At 71.1% G+C, this 21,062-nt stretch carries 17 protein-coding genes; 13 read left to right on the top strand and 4 right to left on the bottom strand.

What is annotated here, in order from left to right; all coding sequences use genetic code 11:
* Positions 1–26: 26 nt before the first annotated feature.
* The gene (locus ACIBHX_RS16610; protein ID WP_397068328.1) at positions 27–962 is read right to left on the bottom strand and encodes an NADP-dependent oxidoreductase; all 936 of its coding nucleotides are present in this window, start codon (positions 960–962) and stop codon (positions 27–29) included.
* A 77-nt stretch (positions 963–1,039) separates the two neighbouring features.
* Here ACIBHX_RS16610 and ACIBHX_RS16615 point away from each other — a divergent pair, with 77 nt between their 5' ends.
* Positions 1,040–1,999 carry a GlxA family transcriptional regulator gene (locus tag ACIBHX_RS16615; RefSeq protein ID WP_397067954.1) on the top strand — a complete coding sequence of 320 codons (960 nt, stop codon included), beginning with the start codon at positions 1,040–1,042 and terminating at the stop codon, positions 1,997–1,999.
* 640 nt (positions 2,000–2,639) lie between these two features.
* Here ACIBHX_RS16615 and ACIBHX_RS16620 read toward each other — a convergent pair.
* Positions 2,640–3,290, bottom strand: coding sequence for a TetR family transcriptional regulator (locus tag ACIBHX_RS16620; RefSeq protein ID WP_397067955.1), 651 nt, complete (start codon positions 3,288–3,290; stop codon positions 2,640–2,642).
* Between the two features lie 188 nt (positions 3,291–3,478).
* Here ACIBHX_RS16620 and ACIBHX_RS16625 point away from each other — a divergent pair, with 188 nt between their 5' ends.
* From ACIBHX_RS16625 to ACIBHX_RS16650, 6 genes are all read left to right on the top strand, one after another.
* On the top strand, positions 3,479–5,377 hold the full coding sequence (locus ACIBHX_RS16625; RefSeq protein ID WP_397067956.1) for an AMP-binding protein: 1,899 nt from the start codon (positions 3,479–3,481) through the stop codon (positions 5,375–5,377).
* Positions 5,377–6,354, top strand: coding sequence for an acyl-CoA dehydrogenase family protein (locus ACIBHX_RS16630; protein ID WP_397067957.1), 978 nt, complete (start codon positions 5,377–5,379; stop codon positions 6,352–6,354). Before ACIBHX_RS16625 ends, ACIBHX_RS16630 begins: the two co-directional genes overlap by 1 nt.
* Positions 6,354–7,508, top strand: coding sequence for an acyl-CoA dehydrogenase family protein (locus tag ACIBHX_RS16635; RefSeq protein ID WP_397067958.1), 1,155 nt, complete (start codon positions 6,354–6,356; stop codon positions 7,506–7,508). Before ACIBHX_RS16630 ends, ACIBHX_RS16635 begins: the two co-directional genes overlap by 1 nt.
* Positions 7,505–8,398, top strand: a complete 894-nt coding sequence (locus tag ACIBHX_RS16640; protein WP_397067959.1) for a bifunctional MaoC family dehydratase N-terminal/OB-fold nucleic acid binding domain-containing protein — start codon at positions 7,505–7,507, stop codon at positions 8,396–8,398. The genes ACIBHX_RS16635 and ACIBHX_RS16640 overlap by 4 nt, the downstream gene beginning before the upstream one ends.
* Complete coding sequence (locus ACIBHX_RS16645) at positions 8,398–8,805, top strand: MaoC family dehydratase (RefSeq protein ID WP_397067960.1); 408 nt, start codon at positions 8,398–8,400, stop codon at positions 8,803–8,805. Before ACIBHX_RS16640 ends, ACIBHX_RS16645 begins: the two co-directional genes overlap by 1 nt.
* 162 nt (positions 8,806–8,967) lie before the next feature.
* The gene (locus tag ACIBHX_RS16650; protein WP_397068329.1) at positions 8,968–10,137 is read left to right on the top strand and encodes a lipid-transfer protein; all 1,170 of its coding nucleotides are present in this window, start codon (positions 8,968–8,970) and stop codon (positions 10,135–10,137) included.
* A 111-nt stretch (positions 10,138–10,248) separates the two neighbouring features.
* On the opposite strand, the gene ACIBHX_RS16655 is transcribed toward ACIBHX_RS16650, so the two are convergent.
* Positions 10,249–11,496 (bottom strand): hypothetical protein, encoded by a 1,248-nt coding sequence (locus ACIBHX_RS16655; RefSeq protein ID WP_397067961.1) that lies wholly within the window; start codon positions 11,494–11,496, stop codon positions 10,249–10,251.
* Between the two features lie 349 nt (positions 11,497–11,845).
* Between ACIBHX_RS16655 and ACIBHX_RS16660 the strand changes: the two genes are divergently transcribed.
* From ACIBHX_RS16660 to ACIBHX_RS16685, 6 genes are read left to right on the top strand one after another with little or no spacing between them, the layout of a single operon-like run.
* Positions 11,846–12,904, top strand: a complete 1,059-nt coding sequence (locus ACIBHX_RS16660) for an ABC transporter ATP-binding protein (RefSeq protein WP_397067962.1) — start codon at positions 11,846–11,848, stop codon at positions 12,902–12,904.
* Complete coding sequence (locus ACIBHX_RS16665) at positions 12,897–13,574, top strand: ABC transporter permease (protein ID WP_397067963.1); 678 nt, start codon at positions 12,897–12,899, stop codon at positions 13,572–13,574. Before ACIBHX_RS16660 ends, ACIBHX_RS16665 begins: the two co-directional genes overlap by 8 nt.
* Positions 13,571–14,242: an ABC transporter permease gene (locus tag ACIBHX_RS16670; RefSeq protein WP_397067964.1), complete on the top strand. Its 672-nt coding sequence runs from the start codon at positions 13,571–13,573 to the stop codon at positions 14,240–14,242. Before ACIBHX_RS16665 ends, ACIBHX_RS16670 begins: the two co-directional genes overlap by 4 nt.
* A gap of 38 nt (positions 14,243–14,280) precedes the next feature.
* Complete coding sequence (locus ACIBHX_RS16675; RefSeq protein ID WP_397067965.1) at positions 14,281–15,195, top strand: ABC transporter substrate-binding protein; 915 nt, start codon at positions 14,281–14,283, stop codon at positions 15,193–15,195.
* A gap of 40 nt (positions 15,196–15,235) precedes the next feature.
* Positions 15,236–15,712 (top strand): flavin reductase family protein, encoded by a 477-nt coding sequence (locus ACIBHX_RS16680; protein WP_397067966.1) that lies wholly within the window; start codon positions 15,236–15,238, stop codon positions 15,710–15,712.
* A 44-nt stretch (positions 15,713–15,756) separates the two neighbouring features.
* The gene (locus ACIBHX_RS16685) at positions 15,757–19,230 is read left to right on the top strand and encodes a protein kinase (protein ID WP_397067967.1); all 3,474 of its coding nucleotides are present in this window, start codon (positions 15,757–15,759) and stop codon (positions 19,228–19,230) included.
* 58 nt (positions 19,231–19,288) lie between these two features.
* Here the strand turns inward: ACIBHX_RS16685 and sppA are convergent, their stop codons facing one another.
* Positions 19,289–20,983: a signal peptide peptidase SppA gene (gene sppA, locus ACIBHX_RS16690; protein ID WP_397067968.1), complete on the bottom strand. Its 1,695-nt coding sequence runs from the start codon at positions 20,981–20,983 to the stop codon at positions 19,289–19,291.
* Positions 20,984–21,062 lie beyond the last annotated feature (79 nt).

Consider the following 21,062-nt stretch of genomic DNA (forward strand, 5'->3'; position numbering starts at 1 on the left):
AAGTCCGAGGAGTTCCCGCCGGCCGGTCAGTCGCAGATGAGGACGATCTTGCCGGCCGTCCTGTTGGTCTCGCCCAGTTCGTGTGCCTTGGCCGCTTCCTCCAGGGGCAGGGCGGCGGCCACCTCGACGCGCAGGCGCCCCGCGTCGACCAGGGCGGCGATCGCCTTCAGCCCCGCCTGGTCCGCCTCGACCAGGATGGCCTCGTCGCGGATGTCCAGGGCGGCGGCCTGCTCGTGGAGGGTCGGGTCCAGTCGCGACAGGGCCAGGGAGACGATCGTCCCGCCCGGGCGCAGCGTCCGGAGCGAGCGGGGGCCGTAGTCGCCGCCGATCAGGTCGATCACCAGGTCGACGTCCCTGACGGTCCCGGAGAAGTCGGTCGTGGTGTAGTCGACCAGCTCGTCGGCTCCCAGGCCGCGCAGGAACCCGTGCTTGGCCGCGCTCGCGGTGCCTATCACGTAGGCGCCGCGAGCCTTGGCCATCTGGACGGCCAGGTGGCCCACCCCGCCGGCGGCGGCGTGGATGAGGACGCGTTCGCCGCCCTTCAGCCCGCCCGTGTCGACCAGGGCCTGCCAGGCGGACAGCGCGGCCAGGGGGATCGCGGCGGCCTGGACGTGGTCGATGCTCTCCGGCTTCTTGCGGAAGTGCCGGGCGGGCGCGGTGACGTACTCCGCGTACGCCCCCGCCCCTTCCGGATATTTCAGCATCCCAAACACTTCGTCGCCCGGCTTCCACAGCGCCGCTCCGAATCCCACCTGCTCGACCACGCCCGACACGTCCCAGCCCACCCGGAAGGGCGGCGGCCCGAGCAGGCCGCCGGACGCCCTGGTCTTCCAGTCGGTCGGGTTCACCCCCGCGGCCTTCACCCGGACCAGCACCTCGGTCGGGCAGGGCTCCGGCCTGTCGATCTCCGCCAGCTTCAGCACCTCGGGGCCGCCCAGCTCGTCCTGGACGATCGCACGCATCTTCATGCCTTCCAGCATGCTCACGCCCGTGTGCCCGCCCAAGTGGCCCGATGGCCAAGATATGGAAGGATTGGGCCATGCGCCGCGTCGCCGTACTCGCCCTGGACGGTGTGATCCCCTTCGAGCTGAGCGTTCCGGCGAAGATCTTCGGCGCCGCGCTGAGCCCGGACGGCGAGTCACTGTATGAGGTCCTCACCTGCACGCTCGACGGGCGGCCCGTCACCACCTCGGCCGACTACTCGATCGCGGTCACGCACGACGCCGGGATCCTGGCCACCGCCGACACCGTCGTCCTGGCGCCCTCGGTCTGGATGCCGCTGGTCACGGGCCCCTCGTCGCTGCCGTCCGGGCTCGCCGAGGCGCTGTCGTCCCTGCGGCCCGGCGCCCGGCTCGTGTCGATCTGCATCGCCTCGTACGTCCTGGCAGCCGCCGGGCTGCTCGACGACCGGCCCGCGACCACGCACTGGCGGCACGCGCCCGACCACGCCCGGCTCTTCCCCCGCGTGCGGATGGACGCCGACGTGCTGTTCGTCGACGACGGCGACGTCCTCACCTCCGCGGGCGCGTCCGCCGGCATCGACCTGTGCCTGCACCTCGTCCGCCGCGACCACGGCAGCCGGGTCGCCAACCAGGTCGCCAGGCGGTGCATCATCCCGCCCTGGCGCGACGGCGGCCAGGCCCAGTACGTCGAGCGCCCGGTGCCCGAGCTCCTCACCTCGGGCACGGCGCCCACCCGCGCCTGGGTCCTCGAACGCCTCCACGAACCGCTCCAGCTCGCCCACCTCGCGGATCACGCGCGCATGAGCCGCCGCACGTTCACCCGGCGCTTCCGGCTCGAGGTCGGGCTCAGCCCCGGGCAGTGGCTCACCCAGCAACGTGTCGCCCTCGCCCGGCACCTCCTGGAATCCACCGACCTTCCCGTCGACCAGATCGCCGCCCGGGCGGGCTTCGGCACCGCGGCGTCCCTCCGCCAGCACCTCAACGCCACCCTCGGCATCTCCCCCCACACCTACCGCCGCACCTTCCGCACAGCCTGACCCCTCCCTCCCGTCGCGCGCTCTCCCGCCGCCCGCCCTCCTGACGCCCGCTCTTCTGCCGCCTGCTCTCCTGGCGCGCGCCGATCTGGCGCCGATGGTAGGCGGGCGCATGTGGCAGTGCGGCGGGCTCGCGTGGTAGTTCGGCAGGCTCACGTGGCAGTTCGGCATGCTCAAATAGCGGTACGGCAGGCCGCCGCCACCGCCACCCGACGTACTTCGGCCCGGGCCTGTCCAGGGAGACGCTCCTCCGGCGACGCGTGGTTGCGCGCCGCAACGACGCCCTGCGACCCACGTCCCCCGGTCCCACCGTCCCCGCCGTATGGGGCGCCGACTTTCGCCGTGCCGCGTCTCGCCGACGCGGCGCCTGGGGGCGTGCTCGTGGGTGGGGTGTGTTCTCGTCGTGGCGTGGTCCTGCGTATCTGCATGCCGCAGCGTCCCTGTCTTGGGCAGCGCGTCACGGTGTCCTGGGCCTGCGCGTCACGGTGTCCTGGGCCTGCGCGGCATGAGTGTCCTGGTCCCCGTGCCGTGGTTCCTGAGCCCGCGCGTCACGGTCGTGGGCCGGCGCGGCACGAGTTGCCGCGTGTCACGGGTGTCCTGGCGCCTGTGCGCGTGATTCCTGGGGGCGCGGGGTTGGGGTGGGTTAGAGGTCGCGGAGGAGGCGGTCGGCGGCTATTTCTATGCGGCGTTGGATCTGGTCGTAGGTGCGGCGGCCGCGGAGCATCTCGAGGAGTTCCTGGACCCAGATGCTCGACAGGGATCCTGCCAGGGCCAGTTGCTCCTCCGAGGCCTGGTCGCGGGTCAGGCCGTTGGCGGAGACGCGGAGGAGGAGGCCCGTCATGCGGTCGCCGAAGGGGGTTTCGACCTCGGCCATGATGAGGGAGCGGATGAGGGCGTCCGCGAGTTCGGGCTCGCGCATGAGGCCGCGGGTGGCGCGCATGAGGACGTCGACCGCGCGGCCCGCGGGGGTGGCGGCGCCGGGCGGGCGGCGCTCGATGCTGTTCTCCAGCAGGTCGATCTCCTCGCCGACGACGGCGACGACCAGGTCCATCTTGGAGGGGAAGTAGCGGTAGAGCGTTCCGAGGGCGACGCCCGCGCGCTCGGCGACCGTGCGCATCTGCATGGCCTCGACGCCGCCGCGTGAGGCGAGGGCGGCGGCGGCCTGGACGATGCGCTTGCGGCGCTGGTGCTGGCTGCGCGTACGGACGCTGTGCCCGCCGTGCGGCTGCTGGGGCACCGTGGCCCCCTCTGTGTCGCTGGTGGGCGCGGCGGTGCTCGCCTGCGTGGTGCGCATAAGAACACGTTATCTGATTTCTCGATTTCCCGGCTTGTTACTCACGGGTCACAAAGAAACCGCATAGACGCATGTCTGGCGTGCTTCGCCTACATTTCGGGATTTGTCGGCATGCGCGGTGACTAGACAGAGATTAGAATCTGTTCTAGTTTGCGGAACGGCTGAACGAGCGCTTGCTGGGAGGCGCGATGACCGCGGACACCCTCGCCGCCCTGCTGGCGGCGCGCGCCACCGACGACCGTCCCGGGCTGCGCTTCGAGGATCGGACGTGGACCTGGCGGGAGTACGTCGCGCGCTGCCTCGCGGTCGCCGACCAGCTCTCCCGTACGGCCGGCGTCACGGGATCCGGTACGGCGGGCGGGGTGCACGTGGGTGTGCTGTGCGACAACGTGCCGGAGTTCGCGTTCCTCCTGGGAGCCGCGGGGGTCAGCCCTCATGTGGTCGTGGCGTTGAACCCGACGAGGTCGGTCGTGGAGCTCGAGCGGGACGCCCGCGCCACGGACGTCGACCTGGTGGTGTGGGGCGACCCGTACAGGGACCAGGCTCAGCACGTGGGCGACGCCCTCGGCGTTCCCGTGGTCCCGGCCGAGGGCCTGGGCGCCGTGGGTCCGGTCGGGGGGCGAGGCGTTCCCGTGGGTCCGGTCGGGGGGCGAGGCGTTCCCGTGGGTCCGGTCGAGGGGCTGGGCGCCGACCGCGTTGCGCCGGGCTCCGCCGTACCACCGCTCGCCGTACCGGCGCAGAGAGTGCCGTCGCGAGACGCCGAGAAGCCGAGGCCGGAGGCCCTGGGAGACCACCGGGCGCTGGGGCAAGTGAGTCGCGGAGAGGTCGAGGAGCCGGGGCGGGTGCAGCAGGAGAACCTCGACGGGGCGAGGCCGGAGCTTGCCGTATCGGTGGGGAGGGATCCGGGGGAGCTCGTGATGCTGATCTTCACGTCGGGGACGGCGGGGCGGGCGCGGGCCGTGCGGGTGACGCAGCGGAAGGTGGCCGTGCCGGGGCGCTCGCTGGCGGGGATGTTGACCGGCGACGACGTCGTGTACTGCCCGATGCCCCTGTTCCACTCGGGAGCCGTGATGGCGGCCTTCGCCCCGGCTGTGGCGTCGGGGGCCGCGCTGGTGCTGCGGCGGAAGTTCTCCGCGTCGGGGCTGTTGCCGGACATCCGGCGATACGGGGTCACCTACCTGCACTACGTGGGGAAGGCGCTGTCGTACGTGCTGGCCACGCCGGAGCGGGCCGACGATGCCGGCAACACGTTGCGGTTCGCCTTCGGCAACGAGGGGAGCGCGAGCGCGACCAGGCGGTTCGGCGAGCGGTTCGGATGCCACGTGATCGACGCCTTCGGCTCGACGGAGACCGCGATCTCCATCTCGCCCGACCCCACAGGCCCGAAGGGGTCGCTGGGCAGGCTGCCCGAGGGGATCGAGATCAGGGACCCGTTCACCGGTAAGGCGTGCCCGCCGGCCGAGGTTGTGGACGGGCGGCTGGTGAACCCGGACGAGGCGATCGGGGAGCTGGTCAACGTCACGGGCCTGGGCCTGTTCGAGGGGTACTACAACGACCCGGAGGCCGACGCGGAGCGGATCAGGCAGGGCGCGTTCTGGTCAGGCGACCTCGCTTATGCCGATAAAAGCGGCTACGTCTTCTTCGCCGGGCGGGGTACCGAGCGGCTGCGCGTGGACGGGGAGAACCTGGCGGTCGCGCCCATCGAGGCCGCCCTGCGGGAGTACCCGGGCGTGGTCGAGGCCGCCGTCTACCCGGTGCCCGACGCGGCCGCCGGCGACCAGGTGATGGCCGCGCTCATCCTGGACGGGCCGTTCGACGGCGAAAGCTTCGCCACGTTCCTGGCAGACCGCGCGGATCTCGGCACCAAGGCGTTACCCCGATATATCCGGGTCTGTCGGGAGTTTCCGTTGACGGCTTCCCAGAAGATCATCAAGCGCCTCCTGGCCAAGGAGGGGTGGCGCACCACCGACCCGGTCTGGTGGCGGCCCGCCGTACGGGAGGAGTTCCGTCTGATGGGCGAGAGGGACCTGGCGGACATCGAGGACGCGTTCGTGAGGCACGGGCGGCACGACCTGCTGGAGGGCTAGTGGATTTCAACCTGGACGAGACGCAACGGGACCTGCGGGACCTGGCCGCCGACGTGCTGGCCAAGGAGGCCTCGCAGGAGCGCCTGGAGGCCCACGAGCGCGGCGGCGCGCCGTACGACGAGAAGCTGTGGCAGGCCCTGGACCAGGCGGGATTGCTGTCGCTGTGCCTGCCCGAGCGGGCCGGCGGCGCCGGGCTGGGGCCCGTGGAGATGGCCGTGGTGTTGCGCGAGGTGGGCGCGCGGGCGGCGCCGGGCCCGATGCTCGCCAGGCTGGTGAGCACGCTCGCCGTCGCCAGGTACGGCACGGCCGAGCAGCAGAACCGGGTGGCGTCGGCCACGATCAGCACGGTGGCCACCGGCGCGGAAACCGTGGCGCAGAGATGGCAGGGCGTGCCGTACGCCGAGCAGGCCGAGGTGATCCTGCTGGCCGCCGACGACGGGCTCTACCTGGCGCCGGGCCCGGTGGCGGCGATCGCGGAGTTCACCTCCACCGGCGAGCCCGCCGCGACGATCACCGTGGAGGGCGAGCGCATGGCCGGCGCGGAGGCCGCCGCGGAGACCAGGCGGCTCTACACCGCCGCCGTGGCCGCGCAGGCCGGCGGCGTGCTGGCCGGCGCGCTCAAGCTGACCACCGAGTACATCAGGACCAGGAATCAGTTCGGCCGGGCGCTGGCCGAGTTCCAGGCCGTGACCATGCAGATCGCCGACGTCTACATCGCCGGGCGGGCGCTGGACGTGGCGATGTGGTCGGGCGCCTGGCGGCTGGCCGAGGGACTGCCCGCCGAGGAGGACCTGGCGATCGCCGCCTTCCACGTGTCGGAGGCGTTCAAGGCGCTCTACACCTGCCAGCACCTGCACGGCGGGCTCGGGCTCGACGTGACCTACCCGCTGCACCGCTACTTCGCGCACGCCAAGCACCTGACCCACCTGCTCGGCGGCGCGGACGCGCAGCTCGACCGGATTGGAGCGCTCGCCTGATGCTGATCGACCTGACCCCCGACCAGCGCCGGCTCCGCGACGAGCTGCGCGAGTACTTCCGCGGTTGTCTCACCGACGAGGACCGCAAGAAGATCGCCGAGGATCCGTTCGGCGACGCCTACATGGAGCACTGCCGCCGCCTCGGCCGCGACGGCAAGCTCGGCCTGGGCTGGCCCAAGGAGTACGGCGGTGGCGGCTACGGCCCGCTGGAGCAGCAGCTCTTCGCCAACGAGATCGCCAGGGCGAGCATCCCCTACCCGATCATCACCCTGCAGACGGTCGGCCCGACGCTGATGCAGTACGGCACGCCCGAGCAGAAGGAGTACTTCCTGCCGCGCATCCTGGCAGGCGAGTGCCACTTCGCCATCGGCTACAGCGAACCCGAGGCCGGCACGGACCTGGCCTCGCTGAAGACGACCGCGGTGCTGGACGGCGACCACTACGTCGTCAACGGACAGAAGGTCTTCACCAGCGGAGCGCACTACGCCCAGCACATCTGGCTGGCCGCCCGCACGAACCCCACGGCCAAGAAGCACAAGGGCATCACCATGATGATCGCCTCCACCGACGATCCCGGCTTCTCCTGGACGCCGATCGTCACCATGGACGGCCGCCATCACACCAACGCCACGTACTACCAGGACGTGCGTGTGCCCGTCAGCATGGTCGTCGGTGAAGTGGACAAGGGCTGGGACCTCATCGTGAACCAGCTCAACCACGAACGCGTCACCCTCGGGCCCGCAGGCAACCTCGGCCAGACCTACGACCGCTTCCTGGCCTGGGCCACCCGGGCGGGCCTGGTGGACAATCCGGACGTACGGCGGGCCCTGGGGCGAGTCCGCGCCTACTTCCGCACCAACGAGCTGCTCAACTGGCAGGTCGCGGCGAACATGGACCTGGGCTGGCTGGGCGCCCCCGACGCCTCCGCCACCAAGATCTACGGCTCGGAGCGCATGCAGGAGATCGGCCGGATCGTCTGCGACGTCCTGGCCAGGTACGGCGATCCCGCCGACCCGGAGACCAGGGAGCTCATGGAACGGATGGACCACGGGGTCAAGGGCGCCGTGGTGCTGACGTTCGGCGGCGGCGTCAACGAGGTGCAGCGGGAGCTGATCGCCATGCTGGGTCTGAGCCTGCCGAGGCCGCCGCGATGACGGATCTGCACGAGCTAGCCGCCAGGCAGGTGGCCATGGGGGAGCTGCGGGGCGCCCCGGCGGCGGACCCCGTCAACGAGCCCATGATCCGCCACTGGCTGGACGCCATGGGCGACGGCAACCCGGCCTACCTGGAGAAAGGGGTCGCCCCGCCGGCGATGTCGCAGGTGTGGACGATGCCGGGGGTGCGCCGCGGCGCCAAGGAACGTTCGCCGGTCGACGACCTGATGGCCGAGCTGGACGCCCAGGGGTACACGGGCGTGGTGGCCACCAACTGCGAGCAGACCTATCACCGCTACGCCCGGGTCGGCGAGCGCCTGACTCCGGGTACCCGCTTCACCGATCTGGCCGGGCCGAAGAAGACCGCGCTCGGCGTCGGCTACTTCGCCACCTGGAACGTCACCTGGTACGACGAGTTCGACGAACCAGTGACCGAGATGATGTTCCGAGTACTGAAATTTCGCCCACCCGAGAAAGCGAAGCCGCAGAAGGCGTATCCGCTGAAGCCCGCGATCAACCGGGACACGGCGTTCTTCTGGGAGGGCGTGAAGCAGGGCGAGCTGCGCATCCAGAGCTGCGCCGACTGCGGCGAGCTGCGGCACCCGCCGGGTCCGGTCTGTCCCGCCTGCCGCTCCACGAACCGCACGCACGTCGTGGCGAGCGGCCAGGGCACCGTCTACAGCTACGTCGTTCACCACCACCCGCCCGTCCCGGGACGGGAGACGCCCTTTGTGGTGGCCGTGGTGGAACTGCCGGAAGGGGTGAGGATTGTGGGCAACGTTGTGGACTGCCCCGTCGACGCGGTGGGTATCGGTATGTCGTTGCGCGTCACCTACCGCGCGATGGATGACGAACTGATCCTCCCCATGTGGGGGCCACGGGAGTCGTGATGCGTACGCTGACCGAAGATCAGGTCGAGGTCGGTTCGGTCCTCCCCGAGCTGTCCCTCGATCTCACCCCCACACTGGTCGTCTCCACGGCGCTCGCGACCATGGACTTCACCCCGGTGCACCATGACGTCGAGCTGGCCAGGGCCCAGGGATCCAAGGACATCTTCCTCAACATCCTCACCACGATGGGGCTGGTGGAACGCTACGTGACCGACTGGGCGGGGCCCGAGGCGGTCATCCGGCGCATCAACGTCAAGCTGGGCGTCCCCGCCTACGCGGGCGACCGCCTCTCCTTCAACGGCACCGTGGTCTCGTGCGAGGCCGGCGAGGTGACGGTCGAGGTCCGCGGCAAGGTGTCCCTCGGCGACCACGCCACCGGCACGATCGTGCTTTCCCTCCCACGTTGAGCTTGATGCCGTACGGCAAGCCGCCCCACCCGCCGCCCGCCGCACGGGGCTGAGGACGCGCGACCGGCGGTTGCGCTCGTGGCGGACCGGTTGCGCGCCGCCACGGCGAGACGCCGGCGTGGCCGTACGGAAAACACCCCTAGGAACCAGGAGTCGCACGTGTTGAAGGGCAAGGCCGCGATCGCCGGCATCGGCGCGACCGAGTTCAGCAAGAACTCGGGACGCTCGGAGTTGCAGCTGGCCGCCGAGGCGGTGTTCGCGGCGCTCGACGACGCCGGGCTGACGCCGCAGGACGTCGACGGCATGGTCACCTACACCCAGGACGCCAACCAGGAGATCGCCGTCGCCCGCGAGATCGGCGCCGGCGACCTGACGTACTTCGCCCGCGTGCACTACGGCGGGGGAGCCGCCTGCGGGACCGTGATGCAGGCCGCGATGGCCGTCGCCACCGGCGTCGCCGACGCCGTGGTGTGCTACCGGGCCTTCAACGAGCGTTCGGGCCGCAGGTTCGGCCAGCCGGACGCCGGGCTCGGCGCGGAGCCGTCGTCGCAGGGCCTGGAGATGAGCTGGCACGTGCCCTACGGACTGATGACCCCGGCCGCGTGGGTGGCCATGTTCGCTCAGCGCTACCTGCACACCTACGGCGCGACCTCCGAGGACTTCGGGCGGGTCGCGGTGGCCATGCGCAGGCACGCCGCCACGAACCCGGCCGCCTGGTTCTACCAGCGGCCCATCACGCTGGCCGAGCACCAGGCGTCGCGGTGGGTGGTCGAGCCGCTGCACCTGCTCGACTGCTGCCAGGAGAGCGACGGCGCGGTCGCCCTGGTCGTCACCTCCGCCGAGCGCGCCCGCGACCTGCGCAGGTCACCGGCCGTGATCACGGCGGCCGCGCAGGGCTCGGGCGCCGGGCAGATGATGATGACCAGCTACTACCGCGACGACATGAGCGGCCTTCCGGAGATGTCGGTGGTCGGCGGGGGCCTGTGGGAGATGTCGGGGCTGTCCCCGGCCGACATCCAGACGGCCATCCTCTACGACCACTTCACCCCGTTCGTCCTGGCCCAGCTGGAGGAGCTGGGCTTCTGCGGGCGGGGCGAGGCCAAGGACTACATCCGCGACGGCGGCATCGAACTCGACGGCCGCCTGCCGGTCAACCCGCACGGGGGCCAGCTGGGCGAGGCGTACATCCACGGCATGAACGGCATCGCCGAGGCCGTGCGCCAGATCCGCGGCACCTCGGTCAACCAGGTGTCCGGCGTCCACAACGTGCTGGTCACCGCGGGCACGGGCGTCCCCACGAGCGGTCTGATTCTGAGCGGTAACGCAGGGTAACAAACGGCCACGGTCTGCGGGGTGTGCTGGGGGCTCGCCGGGCTGGCGTTCACGCTGTTCGGCGCGCTGAACTACTTCACCCACATCGGGCTGATCCTCCACACGATGTGATCACGGGCTGACGATCGACGGGATCGAGAAGAACACGATCATCGCGATCGCCACGCAGATCAGGAACCCGACCAGCTCCCACAGCCAGTCGTAGTGATGCTCCCGCCGCACCTTCCACTTCTTCTTCGCCGTCCCCTTCCGCGGCGCGGCGGGCTCGGCTGTCGCCGTGTCGCCGGCTTCTGCGGGTCGCTCGGTAATCGTGGGCTCGGCTGCGGCGGTCGAGTCCTCTACGGCGAGCGCGTCCTGTACGGCGGGCTGCTCCGGCATCAGGTAGACGGGTTCCCTGCCCCGCGGAGGAGGCGTGAAGAGGCTTTCCCTTGAGCCGGCCACCAGCACGTCGCCCACGGCCGGCAGCTCCTGGGTGACGGGATCGTCGTCCAGCACGTCGGCGGGCACCGGCGCCGACAGCATCATCGGCCTGGCGATCGGGTGCCTGAGCCGGGGCATGGGGGCGGTGGTCGCCTCGTGGTCCCGGTCGGAGACGTCCGGCGCGGAGTAGTCGTGCACCTCGGGCGCCGGGCGGTCGTGCACCTTGGCCAGCAGGTGGGCGGGGAAGATCCCGGTGCTGGTCGCCGGATCGGCCTCGCCGAGGGGAAGCGGCCAGCGCGGCGGCACGGGCCACAGCGGCTTGACGAACAGCGGCGCGGCGGGAGCCGTACGGGATCCCGCGAAGTACACGCGCAGCGAGGCGGGCGGCGCGGGCCAGGGCAGGCGGCCGAGCACGTCGCGCAGCGGCGCCACCTCGAGCGCGCCGTACACGTCGGCCACCGGCTCGGGGACTCGCGCGCCCGTGTAGGCCAGCGCGGTGGCGAGCGTCTGGCGGAAGCGGTGCGCGGCGCTGATCGCCAGCTCTTCCGCGGTGTCGGGGGCGACGTCGAGCACCCAGGCCAGCTCGGCCCTGTCCAGGCGGCACACCTCGCACAGCAGCAGCACCTCGCGCTGGTGCGGGCGCAGCTCGCGCAGCGTCCGCTCGACCAGCGCGGAGGCCGGGTCGACGAGCGGGTCGACGACCGGCGGCGAGTAGACGATGTCGCGCCGCTGGATCTCCCGGCGGGCGCAGGCGTACAGCGCGGCGCGCGGCGGTGGCACGGCGGGAACGCCGGCCAGCACGGCGACCAGCGCGTCGGCCGCCGAGCCCGGGTCGCCGAGCTGGTCGGCGCAGTACGCGAACAGCCCGGTGGCGTGACGGTCGTAGAGCTCGGCGATCAGGCGGGCACGCGAGCGCTGATCGGTGAGCGAAGTGGTCACTGAGCCGATCCTCTGGCAGTTATCGGGACGCAGGGGGTGAGGGGGCGGCGTCGAAGATTGTGAGGTCAATCATGCCAACTCCCGCATCTCCCCCGCACTATTAGATCCAGATTTGATATGAAACCCATCACACCTCCCTGACGCGCCCGTCGCGCCCCAGGCGGCCGGGTCCGGCGGTATCGCGCGAGGGGTTAATTGCGGTCGTGTTAAAAGTCGGTGTCGGGTGAAGCGTTTAAGGGCGGGGTGGGGGGACAGACCAGGGCGGATCCCCGTAGGGTGGTCGTTCAATAGATCATGCGGCGGTCGTGGCAGGGGGGCCGCGGCCCTGCCAGAAAGCGGAAGGTCGCGCGTGATCACATTCGACGCTGTCACCAAACGCTACCCAGATGGAACGGTCGCCGTTGACTGCCTCACCCTCGAGGCGCCCACCGGCGAGATCACCGTGTTCGTCGGTCCCTCGGGCTGCGGTAAGACGACGTCCCTACGGATGATCAACAGGATGATCGACGCCAGCGAGGGTCAGATCCTCCTCGACGGAGAGCCCGTGCAAGGGATCGACCCGCCGACGCTGCGCCGCGGCATCGGCTACGTCATCCAGCAGGCAGGACTCTTCCCGCACAGGAAGATCATCGACAATATCGCGACCGTGCCCTACCTGCTCGGCTGGGACAAGAAGAAGGCCCGCGACCGGGCCATGGAGCTGCTGGAACGCGTCGGGCTCGACCCGGCGCTGGCCAACAGGTATCCCTTCCAGCTGTCCGGCGGGCAGCAGCAGCGCGTGGGCGTGGCCAGGGCGCTGGCCGCCGACCCGCCGGTGCTGCTCATGGACGAGCCGTTCAGCGCCGTCGACCCGATCGTCCGCACCAGCCTCCAGGACGAGCTGCTGCGCCTGCAGTCCGAGCTGAACAAGACCATCGTCTTCGTCACCCACGACATCGACGAGGCCATCAAGCTCGGTGACCGGGTGGCGGTGCTGCGCGTGGGCGGCAAGCTGGCCCAACTGGCCGATCCGAAGACGCTGCTGTCGGACCCCGCCGACGACTTCGTCCGCGAGTTCCTGGGCCACGACAGGGGCATCAGGCGCCTGCAGTTCATCAAGGCCGACGGCCTGCGGCTGCGCACGGACCTGACCGTGCCCGAGGGCTTCGAGGGCGCCTCGGACGAGCCGTGGCTGCTCATGGTCACCCCCGACGACCGCCCGGTGGGCTGGATCTCCCGCGACAGGCCCGGCGAGGTGGAGCCGTACGGGACGTTCACCTACGGCGAGTCGTCGATGCGCACGGCGCTGGACGCGGCCCTGCTGTCGCCCTCGGGCTGCGCGGCGGCGGTGGACGGCGACGGCAAGGTCGTGGGCGTGGCCACCAGGGAGGCGCTGGACGAGGCGCTGTCGGAGGCCGCGGATGGATGACCAGCAGCCGCTGTTCAAGTGGAGCTGGGTGACGAGCAACTGGGACAACGACACGCCCAACAGCATCGTCAACCTGCTCCAGGCGCACACCGTGATGGCAGGCGTTCCGGTGATCCTCGGCCTGATCCTGGCCCTGCCGCTGGGCCTGGCCTGCGTGCGCTGGCGCTGGCTCTACCAGCCGGTCGCGGGACTGATGAACACGGTGTACGCGCTGCCGTCGCTGGCGCTGTTCACGATCCTGCTGTCGATGACGGGGTTCACCTACACCACGGTGATCATCCCGCTGACGCTGTACGCGCTGGCCGTGCTCATCCCGGCCGTGGTCGACGGGCTCGGCTCGGTGCCCGACCACGTGCGCCAGTCGGCCGTCGCGATGGGGTACACGCCGCTGCGGCGGCTGATCGGGGTCGAGCTGCCGATCGCGGTCCCCGTCGTGCTCGCCGGAGTGCGCGTGGTCGCGGTCTCGAGCATCAGCCTGGTCAGCGTCGGCGCGCTGATCGGGCAGGGCGGGCTCGGCAACTACTTCATCGACGCCTTCCAGCGTGACTTCTACACCCCGGCGATCGTGGGCATCGTGCTGATCGTGCTGCTGGCCCTCGTCGCCGACGGCATCGTCCTGACCGTGCAGCGGCTGCTCACGCCGTGGGTGCGGGCGAGGAGGGCACGATGAACTACCTCTTCGACTTCTTCGGCAACCCGGACAACTGGTCGGGCCCCGACGGCATCCCCGTCAGGCTGCTCGAGCATCTCGGCTTCTCGGTGCTGGCCCTGGTGCTGGCCGCGCTGATCGGGGTGCCGCTCGGGCTGCTCATCGGCCACACCGGCCGCGGCAGCGTGGTCGTCGTGGTCGCGGCCAACCTGGCCAGGGCGCTGCCCACGCTGGGCCTGCTCGTGCTGCTCGTGCTGCTGCTCGGCACCGGGTCGATCTGGCCGGTGCTGATCCCGCTGGTGGCGCTGAGCGTGCCGCCCATCCTGGTCAACGCCTTCGAGGGCATCCGCGGAGCCGACCCGGAGCTGCGGGACGCGGCCTACGGGATGGGCCTGCGCGGGCCGCAGGTCCTGTTCAGGGTTCTGGTGCCGGTCGCGCTCCCGCTCATCATGCTGGGGCTACGGCTGGCGGCGGTGCAGGTCGTGGCCACCGCGGCGGTCGCGGCCTACGTCGGATTGGGAGGTCTCGGGCGTTACATCATCGACGGACTGGCGACCCAGGATTACAGCCAGGTGGTCGGGGGTTCAGTACTGATTGTGCTGTTCGCGCTCGCCGCGCAGGCGGTGTTCACGATCGCCCAGAGGATAACCGTCTCCCCTGGGGTGAGCCAGCGCGTGCGAGTCCGCTAATGTCTGCAATACCCCCCGCTAAGAAAGGGAATCTCACTATGAGACGCATTTTCGGCACCGCGGCGGTCGTCACCGCGGCGATCTTCGCCTTGTCGGCGTGCGGCGGCGGGGGCAACCCGCTCACCAGCGCCAGCGCCGCGCCCTCCGGCTCCTCCGCGGCGGCGGGCGGCAAGGTCGTCGTAGGCTCCGCCAACTTCCCCGAGAACGTGTTGCTCGGCTCGATCTACGCCCAGGCGCTCAAGGCCAAGGGCGTCGACGTGGAGGAGAAGCCGAACATCGGCAGCCGCGAGGTGCTCATCGGCCAGATCAAGAGTGGCGGTCTCACGGTGCTCCCCGAGTACAACGGCGCGCTGCTGGCCTACCTCGACCCCAAGACCACGGCCGCCTCGACCGACCAGGTCAACACCGAGCTGAAGAGCAAGCTCCCGCCCGAGCTGGACATCCTCGACTCCTCGGCGGCCCAGGACAACGACTCCCTGACGGTCACCAAGGACACCGCGGCCAAGTACAGCCTCAAGACCATCGAGGACCTGGCCAAGGTGTCGAAGGACATGGCCGTGGGCGGCCCGCCGGAGTTCAAGAAGCGCCGCGAGCAGCAGTTCAAGGACGTGTACGGCCTGGCGTTCAAGGAGTGGAAGCCCACCGGTGACACCACCGCCGACGCCATCAAGAACGGCACGATCCAGGCGGGCAACGTCTTCACGACCGACCCCAAGATCCTGATCAACAACATGGTGTCGCTGGAGGACCCGAAGAGCGTCTTCAGTGCCCAGAACATCACCCCGCTGGTCAACAAGGCCGGGGTGAACGACACCGTCACCTCCACGCTCAACGCGATCTCCGCCAAGCTCACCACGGACCAGCTCGTCGAGATGATGAAGAAGCTGTCCATCGACAAGGAAGACGCCGCCACGGTGGCCAAGGAATGGCTGACCTCCAACGGCCTCGGCTGACCCGCGCGAGGAGGGTCTCCGGCGTTCGGAGGCCCTCCTCGTGAGCGAGTTCACGGAGGCGATGACGCAGCTGGCGGCCGGGGTCGCGGTGATCACGGTCAGGGACGACCGCGACGACCTCGGGGTCACCGTCTCGGCGCTGATGTCGGTCTCGCTGGAGCCGCCGCTGATCCTGGCCTCGCTGACCAGCAGCGGCTACCTGGCGGAGGTGCTGCTGCGCCAGGACCGCTGGGCGGCCTCCCTGCTGTCGGCGGGGCAGGCCGCGATCGCCAGCCGCTTCGCCACCGCGGGCCGGCCCAGCGCCCGCCACCTGGTCGCCGGAGTCCCGCACCACCGCGGCCGGCACAGCGACGCCCTGATCGTCGAGGGCGGGGTGGCCGCATTGGAGGTGGAGACCTCCCAGGTGGTGCCCGCGGGTGATCACACGCTCTTCATCGCCGGGGTGCTGGGCGTCACGTACGTGACGTCTTCTCTCCAGCCTCTGGTACGGCTGCGCGGCCGGTACCGCCCGGTGTAACGCGCCGTACTGAACAAAAGAGTGACATGTGCGTCTAACAGCACATGAGTTCTGAGCCGCTACGCGCGGGGGACCCTGAACGGCTCGGCGGCTACTGGCTGGCCGGCAGGCTCGGATCCGGGGGACAGGGCGTCGTCTACGAGGGGTACGACGAGGCCGCCAACCGGGTGGCGGTCAAGGTGCTGCACGCCTACCTGCCCGGCGACCACCAGCTGCGGCGGCGCTTCGTCAGGGAGGTGACCGCGGCGCAGCGCGTCGCGGCCTTCTGTACGGCGCGCGTGCTCGACCACGATCTGACCGGCGAGCGGCCCTACATCGTCAGTGAGTTCGTCCCGGGCCCCAGCATGCGCCGCGCCATCACCGAACCGGTGACGGGCGACGGGCTGCACCGGCTGGTCGTCGGCATGGCGACCGCGCTGGCCGCGATCCACCAGGCCGGCGTGGTGCACCGCGACCTCAAACCGGAGAACGTGCTGCTCGGCCCCGACGGGCCGCGCGTGATCGACTTCGGCATCGCCAGGACCGTCGGGCTGTCGATGACCTCGACGGGCGAGCTGGTCGGCACGCCCATGTACATGGCGCCCGAGCTGTTCGACGGGGGCCAGGTCGAGCCGGCGGCCGACGTGTTCGCCTGGGGCGCCATGGCCTACTTCGCCGCCACCGGCAGGGACGCCTTCGCCGCGCCCACCACCGTCGCGGTCATCAACCGGCTGCTGACCGCCTCGATCGACCTGACCCACATCCCCGAGGGCCTGCGCGAGCTGGTGGCCGCCGCCCTGGGCAAGGAGCCGGGGGAGCGGCCCACCGCGCAGGAGCTACTGATGCACCTGCTCGGCACGCGCGCCTCGCTGTCGGACGGCGCCAGGACGGCCGCGGCGGTCCGCCCCCCTTCGGAACTGGCCGGAACTCCCCCGCTGGGCGCGGTCGCCGAACGCGTCTACGCCGCGCTGACCGCCGACGGGCGCGAGGTCGCCAGGCAGGTGCTGCTCCGGCTGGTCGACGTGCACGACACGGACGAGTCGCCGCGGCGGGCCGCGCTCGGCGAGCTGCCCGATCCCGCGGCGGCCGAGCCGGTGGTCGCCGCGCTCGAGCAGGCCGCGCTCATCGAGCGCGGCCAGGACACGCTCGCGGTCCGCCAGGCCGCGTTGTTACGCGCCTGGCCGCGACTGAACGCCTGGGTCTCCGGCGACCGCGACGCGCTGCGCCGCCACCGCAGGCTGGGCGAGGCGGCCCGCCGCTGGCTCGACGGCGGCCGCCATGCGGAGGACCTGCTGCGCGGTACGGCACTGCGGGATGCGCTGGCGTGGGCGGCCGACGTGCCGTCCCAGCTGACCCTCAACCCGGTCGAGCGGGCCTTCCTGGAGGAGAGCCGCGCCCAGTCGGCCCGCCAGCGCGGGCGGCGCCGCCTGGTCGTGACCGGCCTGGCGGGGCTGCTGGTCGTGGCGCTCACGGCCGGGGCGATGGCCTGGCAGCAGTCGCTGCGCGGCGACGCGAGCGAGCGGGACCTGGCCTTGGCGCGCACCCAGGCGGCGGCCAGGAACCTGGCGCTGCAGGCCGACTCACTGCGCAAGACCGACCCGGTGCGCGCCATGCTGCTCAGCGCCGCCGCCTACCGCCTCGCCCCGGTGCCCGAGGCCAGGGCCGCCGTGTTCAGCTCGCTGGCGCAGCAGGAGTACCGCGTCTTCAAGGACCCGGCGCTGGCCAACACCACGCGGACGCTCACCCCTGACGGCAGCCGTCTGATCAGCGCGGGCGGCGGGAAAGTGGCGGTGTACGACGTGCTGTCGGGTAAGCGGGAGACGTCCTTCCGTGTCAGCCAGGTGACGCCCTTCGGCGGCGCCGCGGTCAGCGGGAACACGCTCGCGCTCGGCCTGGACCAGAAGATCGCGCTGTGGGACCTGCGTACCGGGAAGGCGCTCGGTGAGGGGGCTCTGCCGGGGTTCGATCCCGCCACGGTCCTGCGCTTCAGCCCCGGCAGTGGCTACCTGACCGCCTTCAGCGGCGGGGGCGGGCCGCATGCGGCCCTGTGGAGCGTGGCCACGCGCCGGGTTCTGGCCAAGGACGCGCTCTGGTACGCCGTGGGGCCGGGGGACCGGTTCGTGATGTCCGGCAAGAAGACCGTGGCGCTTCCCGGGCTCGGCACCTGGAGCGGCCTCCGGATTCCCGGCGTGGCCGACGCCTTCACCGCCGACGGCCGTTACGCCGTGGCCGCGGGCAGGCTGTGGGACGTGGCGGCGGGCAAGCCCACCAAGATCTCCTTCGATGAGCTCCACGAGGGCGACCAGGCGAGCTTCAGCGCCGACGGGGCCTTCCTGATCACCACGACAGGGATCGACAACACCACTGTGACGCTCTGGCGCGTCCGGGACGGGGCCCGGCTGCTGCGCTTCACGCTTTCCGCCCGGGTGAACGAACTGCCCAGGTTCAGCCGGGGCAACCGGCTCCTGACCCTGCTCGACGACACCGGACAGGTGACCGTCTATGACATCGCTCAGCTGACGGGAACCGTCTTGTCCACCCCGCCAGGTGCGGGGACGGCGCAACTCACCGCCGACGGCACCCTGGCCGCCACGGCGGTCGCCAACCGGGTGCACACGCTGACGATTCCTTCTCTGCGAGAGCACGGCACCACGATCGAGGTGCCCCGCGACGAGGCGGCCAACAGTGACCTCGGCGTCGCGGTCAGCCCCGACGGCAAGACGGTCGTCACGAGCAGCGACTCCACCGTGGGGCCGCTGCGCTTCTGGGACGCCAGGTCGGGGCGCGCGCTCGGCACGGTCGAACTGCCGCTCCTCGGCGCAAGCGCCAGCCACTCCTTCAGCCCCGACGGACGCTTGCTCGCGGTGACCTACATCCAGGACAACGACTACTACGCTCATGGCGCCGTGGTCGTCTACGACGCCCGCACGCGCAAGCAGCTGTTCAGGCGCTCGCACCTGTCCACCTCCACGATCGCGCTCTTCAGCGCCGACAGCCGCTACCTGACCACCGGCGACCCCTTGGGGATGACGCTGATCGACCTCACCACGAAGCGTGTGACGTCCCGTACCAATCCGAACCGGTGGCTCGCGCTCTCGCCCAGCGGTGACCTCGCGGCGGCGCCGAGCGGCACCAGGACCGTGGCCCTCTGGGACACGCGCACCTGGCAGCCCACTGGACGCCTGTTCCGCGTCAACGGCGACGTCACCGCCGCGTCCATCTCGCGCGACGGCTCCCTGCTCGCCGTCCTCTACGGTGACTGGGTCGCCCTCTTCGACCTCCGCACGGGCACCCAGCTAGGCATGCCCTGGCCCGCCGCCGTCGCCCACTCCACCGACTACGCCCCGGAAACCCGCGCCGCCTTCACAGCGGACGGCACGCATCTCCGCGTCATCGGCCACGACGGCACCTACCACGACATCCCACTGAACCCCTCCGCGGTCCTGGCCGCCGTCTGCACCCGCGCTGCCCGTTCGCTGACGCGGGAGGAGTGGCACCAGTACGCCCCCGACCTGCCCTACCAGCCCGCGTGCCCGTGACGCGCGTCGTCAGCCCCGTAGGGCGGGCGGCCGGTTGCGGCGGCTCGCCGTACAGGTGTCAGCTGATCCGGTACCAGGAGGGCAGGGCGAGCGGACCCGCGAGGGGCAGGCCGAGGTCGGCGGAGAGGCGGGCCAGGGGACCCCAGGACTCGAGGCGGATCCGGGCGAGCGCGGCGGCCTTGTCCTCGCTGGACTCGGGCCCGCGCAGGCGCTCCAGCGGGTGGAGGCGCGGGTAGCTGCGCACGGGCGCGCCGTCCGGCAGGGAGGCGCGCTTGCGGGCGATCGCGAGCGCGTCCTCGAGCCCGCCAAGCTCGTCGACCAGGCCGCGCTCATGGGCGTCCGCGCCGGTCCAGACGCGGCCGCGGGCCAGTTCGTGGGCCCTGTCGCGGGTGAGCTTGCGCCCCTCGGCGACCTTGCCCACGAAGTCATCGTAGATCCGGTCGAGCCAGGCGTTGACCCGCTCCCACTCCTCGGGCGAGAAGGCGCGCGTGGCGGAGAACATCCCCGCGTTAGCCCCCTCAGCCACCATCTCCGAATTTATGCCGATCTTGTCGAGCAGCTCCGACAGGACCGGCTTGCCGCCGAAGACGCCGATCGACCCGGTCAGCGTGCCCGGCTGGGCGACGATCACGTCCGCGCCCATCGACACGAAGTAGCCGCCCGAGGCCGCCAGATCGCCCATCGACACGATGACCGGCTTGACCTGCCGCGTCAGCACGACCTCGCGCCAGACCGTGTCCGAGGCCACGTACGATCCGCCGGGGCTGTCGACCCGGAACACCACGGCCTTGACGTGCTCGTCCCGCCGCGCCGACCGCAGTGCGGCGCTGACCGTGTCCGAGCCCATCGCGCCGCCCCCGCCGAGCGGGCTGCGCCCGCTGCGGCCCATCCTGATCTGCCCGTTCCCGTGGACGAGCGCGATGCTCGGCGCGGTCGGATGCGGCAGCTTGCGTACGGCGGCGCCGCGCTGGTACCGGGAGACGAACTGCAGGTGGGTGTCGGCCCCGCCGGCCTTCTTGACCTCGTCGTACACCTCGTCGCGGTAGGCGAGCCCGTCGACGAGCCCGGCCTCGAGCGCCTCGGAGCCGATGAAGGGGCCCCGGTCGATCAGCTCGCGCACCTTCTCGGGATCCAGCCTGCGCCCGTCGGCGATCCCGGCGATCATCTGCTCGACCACCGATTCCACGATCCGGGTCATCGACTCCCGGTGCGGCTCGGTCATGTGCTCCTGGGTGAAGGTGTTGGCCGCGGTCTTGTACTCGTGCCGCTGTCCCAGCTCGTACCCGACGCCCAGTTTGCCCAGCGCCCCCTTGACGAAGCGCTGCTCCAGCGCCACGCCGGTCAGGCCGACGTCGCCGCTGGGCTGCAGGTAGACGCGCTCGAACGCGCTGGCCAGGTAGTACGGCACGGTCCCGTTGCCGAACTCGCCGAACGTCTCGGCGAAGGCCACGGTCAGCTTGCCCGACGCGCGGAACTGGACGACGGCCTGGCGCAGCTCCTGCACCATGGCCAGCCCCAGGTTCCCGCCGATCTTCACGATCAGCGCCTTGACCCTGGAGTCCTGCCGGGCCCGCTTCAGCCCCGCCAGCACGTCGGACAGGCGCGGCCTGCGCATGGACAGCAGAGCGGCGAGCGGGTCCGCGGGCGGGCCTTCCGTCAGCCCCTCGGTGAGATCCAGCTCCAGCACCAGCGGGCCGGTGCGCCGCTGGCGAAGCCTGTCAACGGTTTCGAAGATCACCTTGCCTGCGTCCATAAATGCCACCCTAAGCGACACATCTCGCTATAGAGGGCCACACGTTTGGTGCGACCCTCCAACGAGGACCGTGATCGCA

Source organism: Nonomuraea sp. NPDC050536, assembly GCF_044457685.1.
GTDB lineage: Bacteria > Actinomycetota > Actinomycetes > Streptosporangiales > Streptosporangiaceae > Nonomuraea.

Coding starts and splice junctions, on each gene's coding strand:
- ACIBHX_RS16610 (WP_397068328.1), bottom strand. CDS start 962: ATGCGTGCGATCGTCCAGGACGAGCTGGGCGGCCCCGAGGTGCTGAAG.
- ACIBHX_RS16615 (WP_397067954.1), top strand. CDS start 1,040: ATGCGCCGCGTCGCCGTACTCGCCCTGGACGGTGTGATCCCCTTCGAG.
- ACIBHX_RS16620 (WP_397067955.1), bottom strand. CDS start 3,290: ATGCGCACCACGCAGGCGAGCACCGCCGCGCCCACCAGCGACACAGAG.
- ACIBHX_RS16625 (WP_397067956.1), top strand. CDS start 3,479: ATGACCGCGGACACCCTCGCCGCCCTGCTGGCGGCGCGCGCCACCGAC.
- ACIBHX_RS16635 (WP_397067958.1), top strand. CDS start 6,354: ATGCTGATCGACCTGACCCCCGACCAGCGCCGGCTCCGCGACGAGCTG.
- ACIBHX_RS16640 (WP_397067959.1), top strand. CDS start 7,505: ATGACGGATCTGCACGAGCTAGCCGCCAGGCAGGTGGCCATGGGGGAG.
- ACIBHX_RS16645 (WP_397067960.1), top strand. CDS start 8,398: ATGCGTACGCTGACCGAAGATCAGGTCGAGGTCGGTTCGGTCCTCCCC.
- ACIBHX_RS16665 (WP_397067963.1), top strand. CDS start 12,897: ATGGATGACCAGCAGCCGCTGTTCAAGTGGAGCTGGGTGACGAGCAAC.
- ACIBHX_RS16670 (WP_397067964.1), top strand. CDS start 13,571: ATGAACTACCTCTTCGACTTCTTCGGCAACCCGGACAACTGGTCGGGC.
- ACIBHX_RS16675 (WP_397067965.1), top strand. CDS start 14,281: ATGAGACGCATTTTCGGCACCGCGGCGGTCGTCACCGCGGCGATCTTC.
- ACIBHX_RS16685 (WP_397067967.1), top strand. CDS start 15,757: ATGAGTTCTGAGCCGCTACGCGCGGGGGACCCTGAACGGCTCGGCGGC.
- sppA (WP_397067968.1), bottom strand. CDS start 20,983: ATGGACGCAGGCAAGGTGATCTTCGAAACCGTTGACAGGCTTCGCCAG.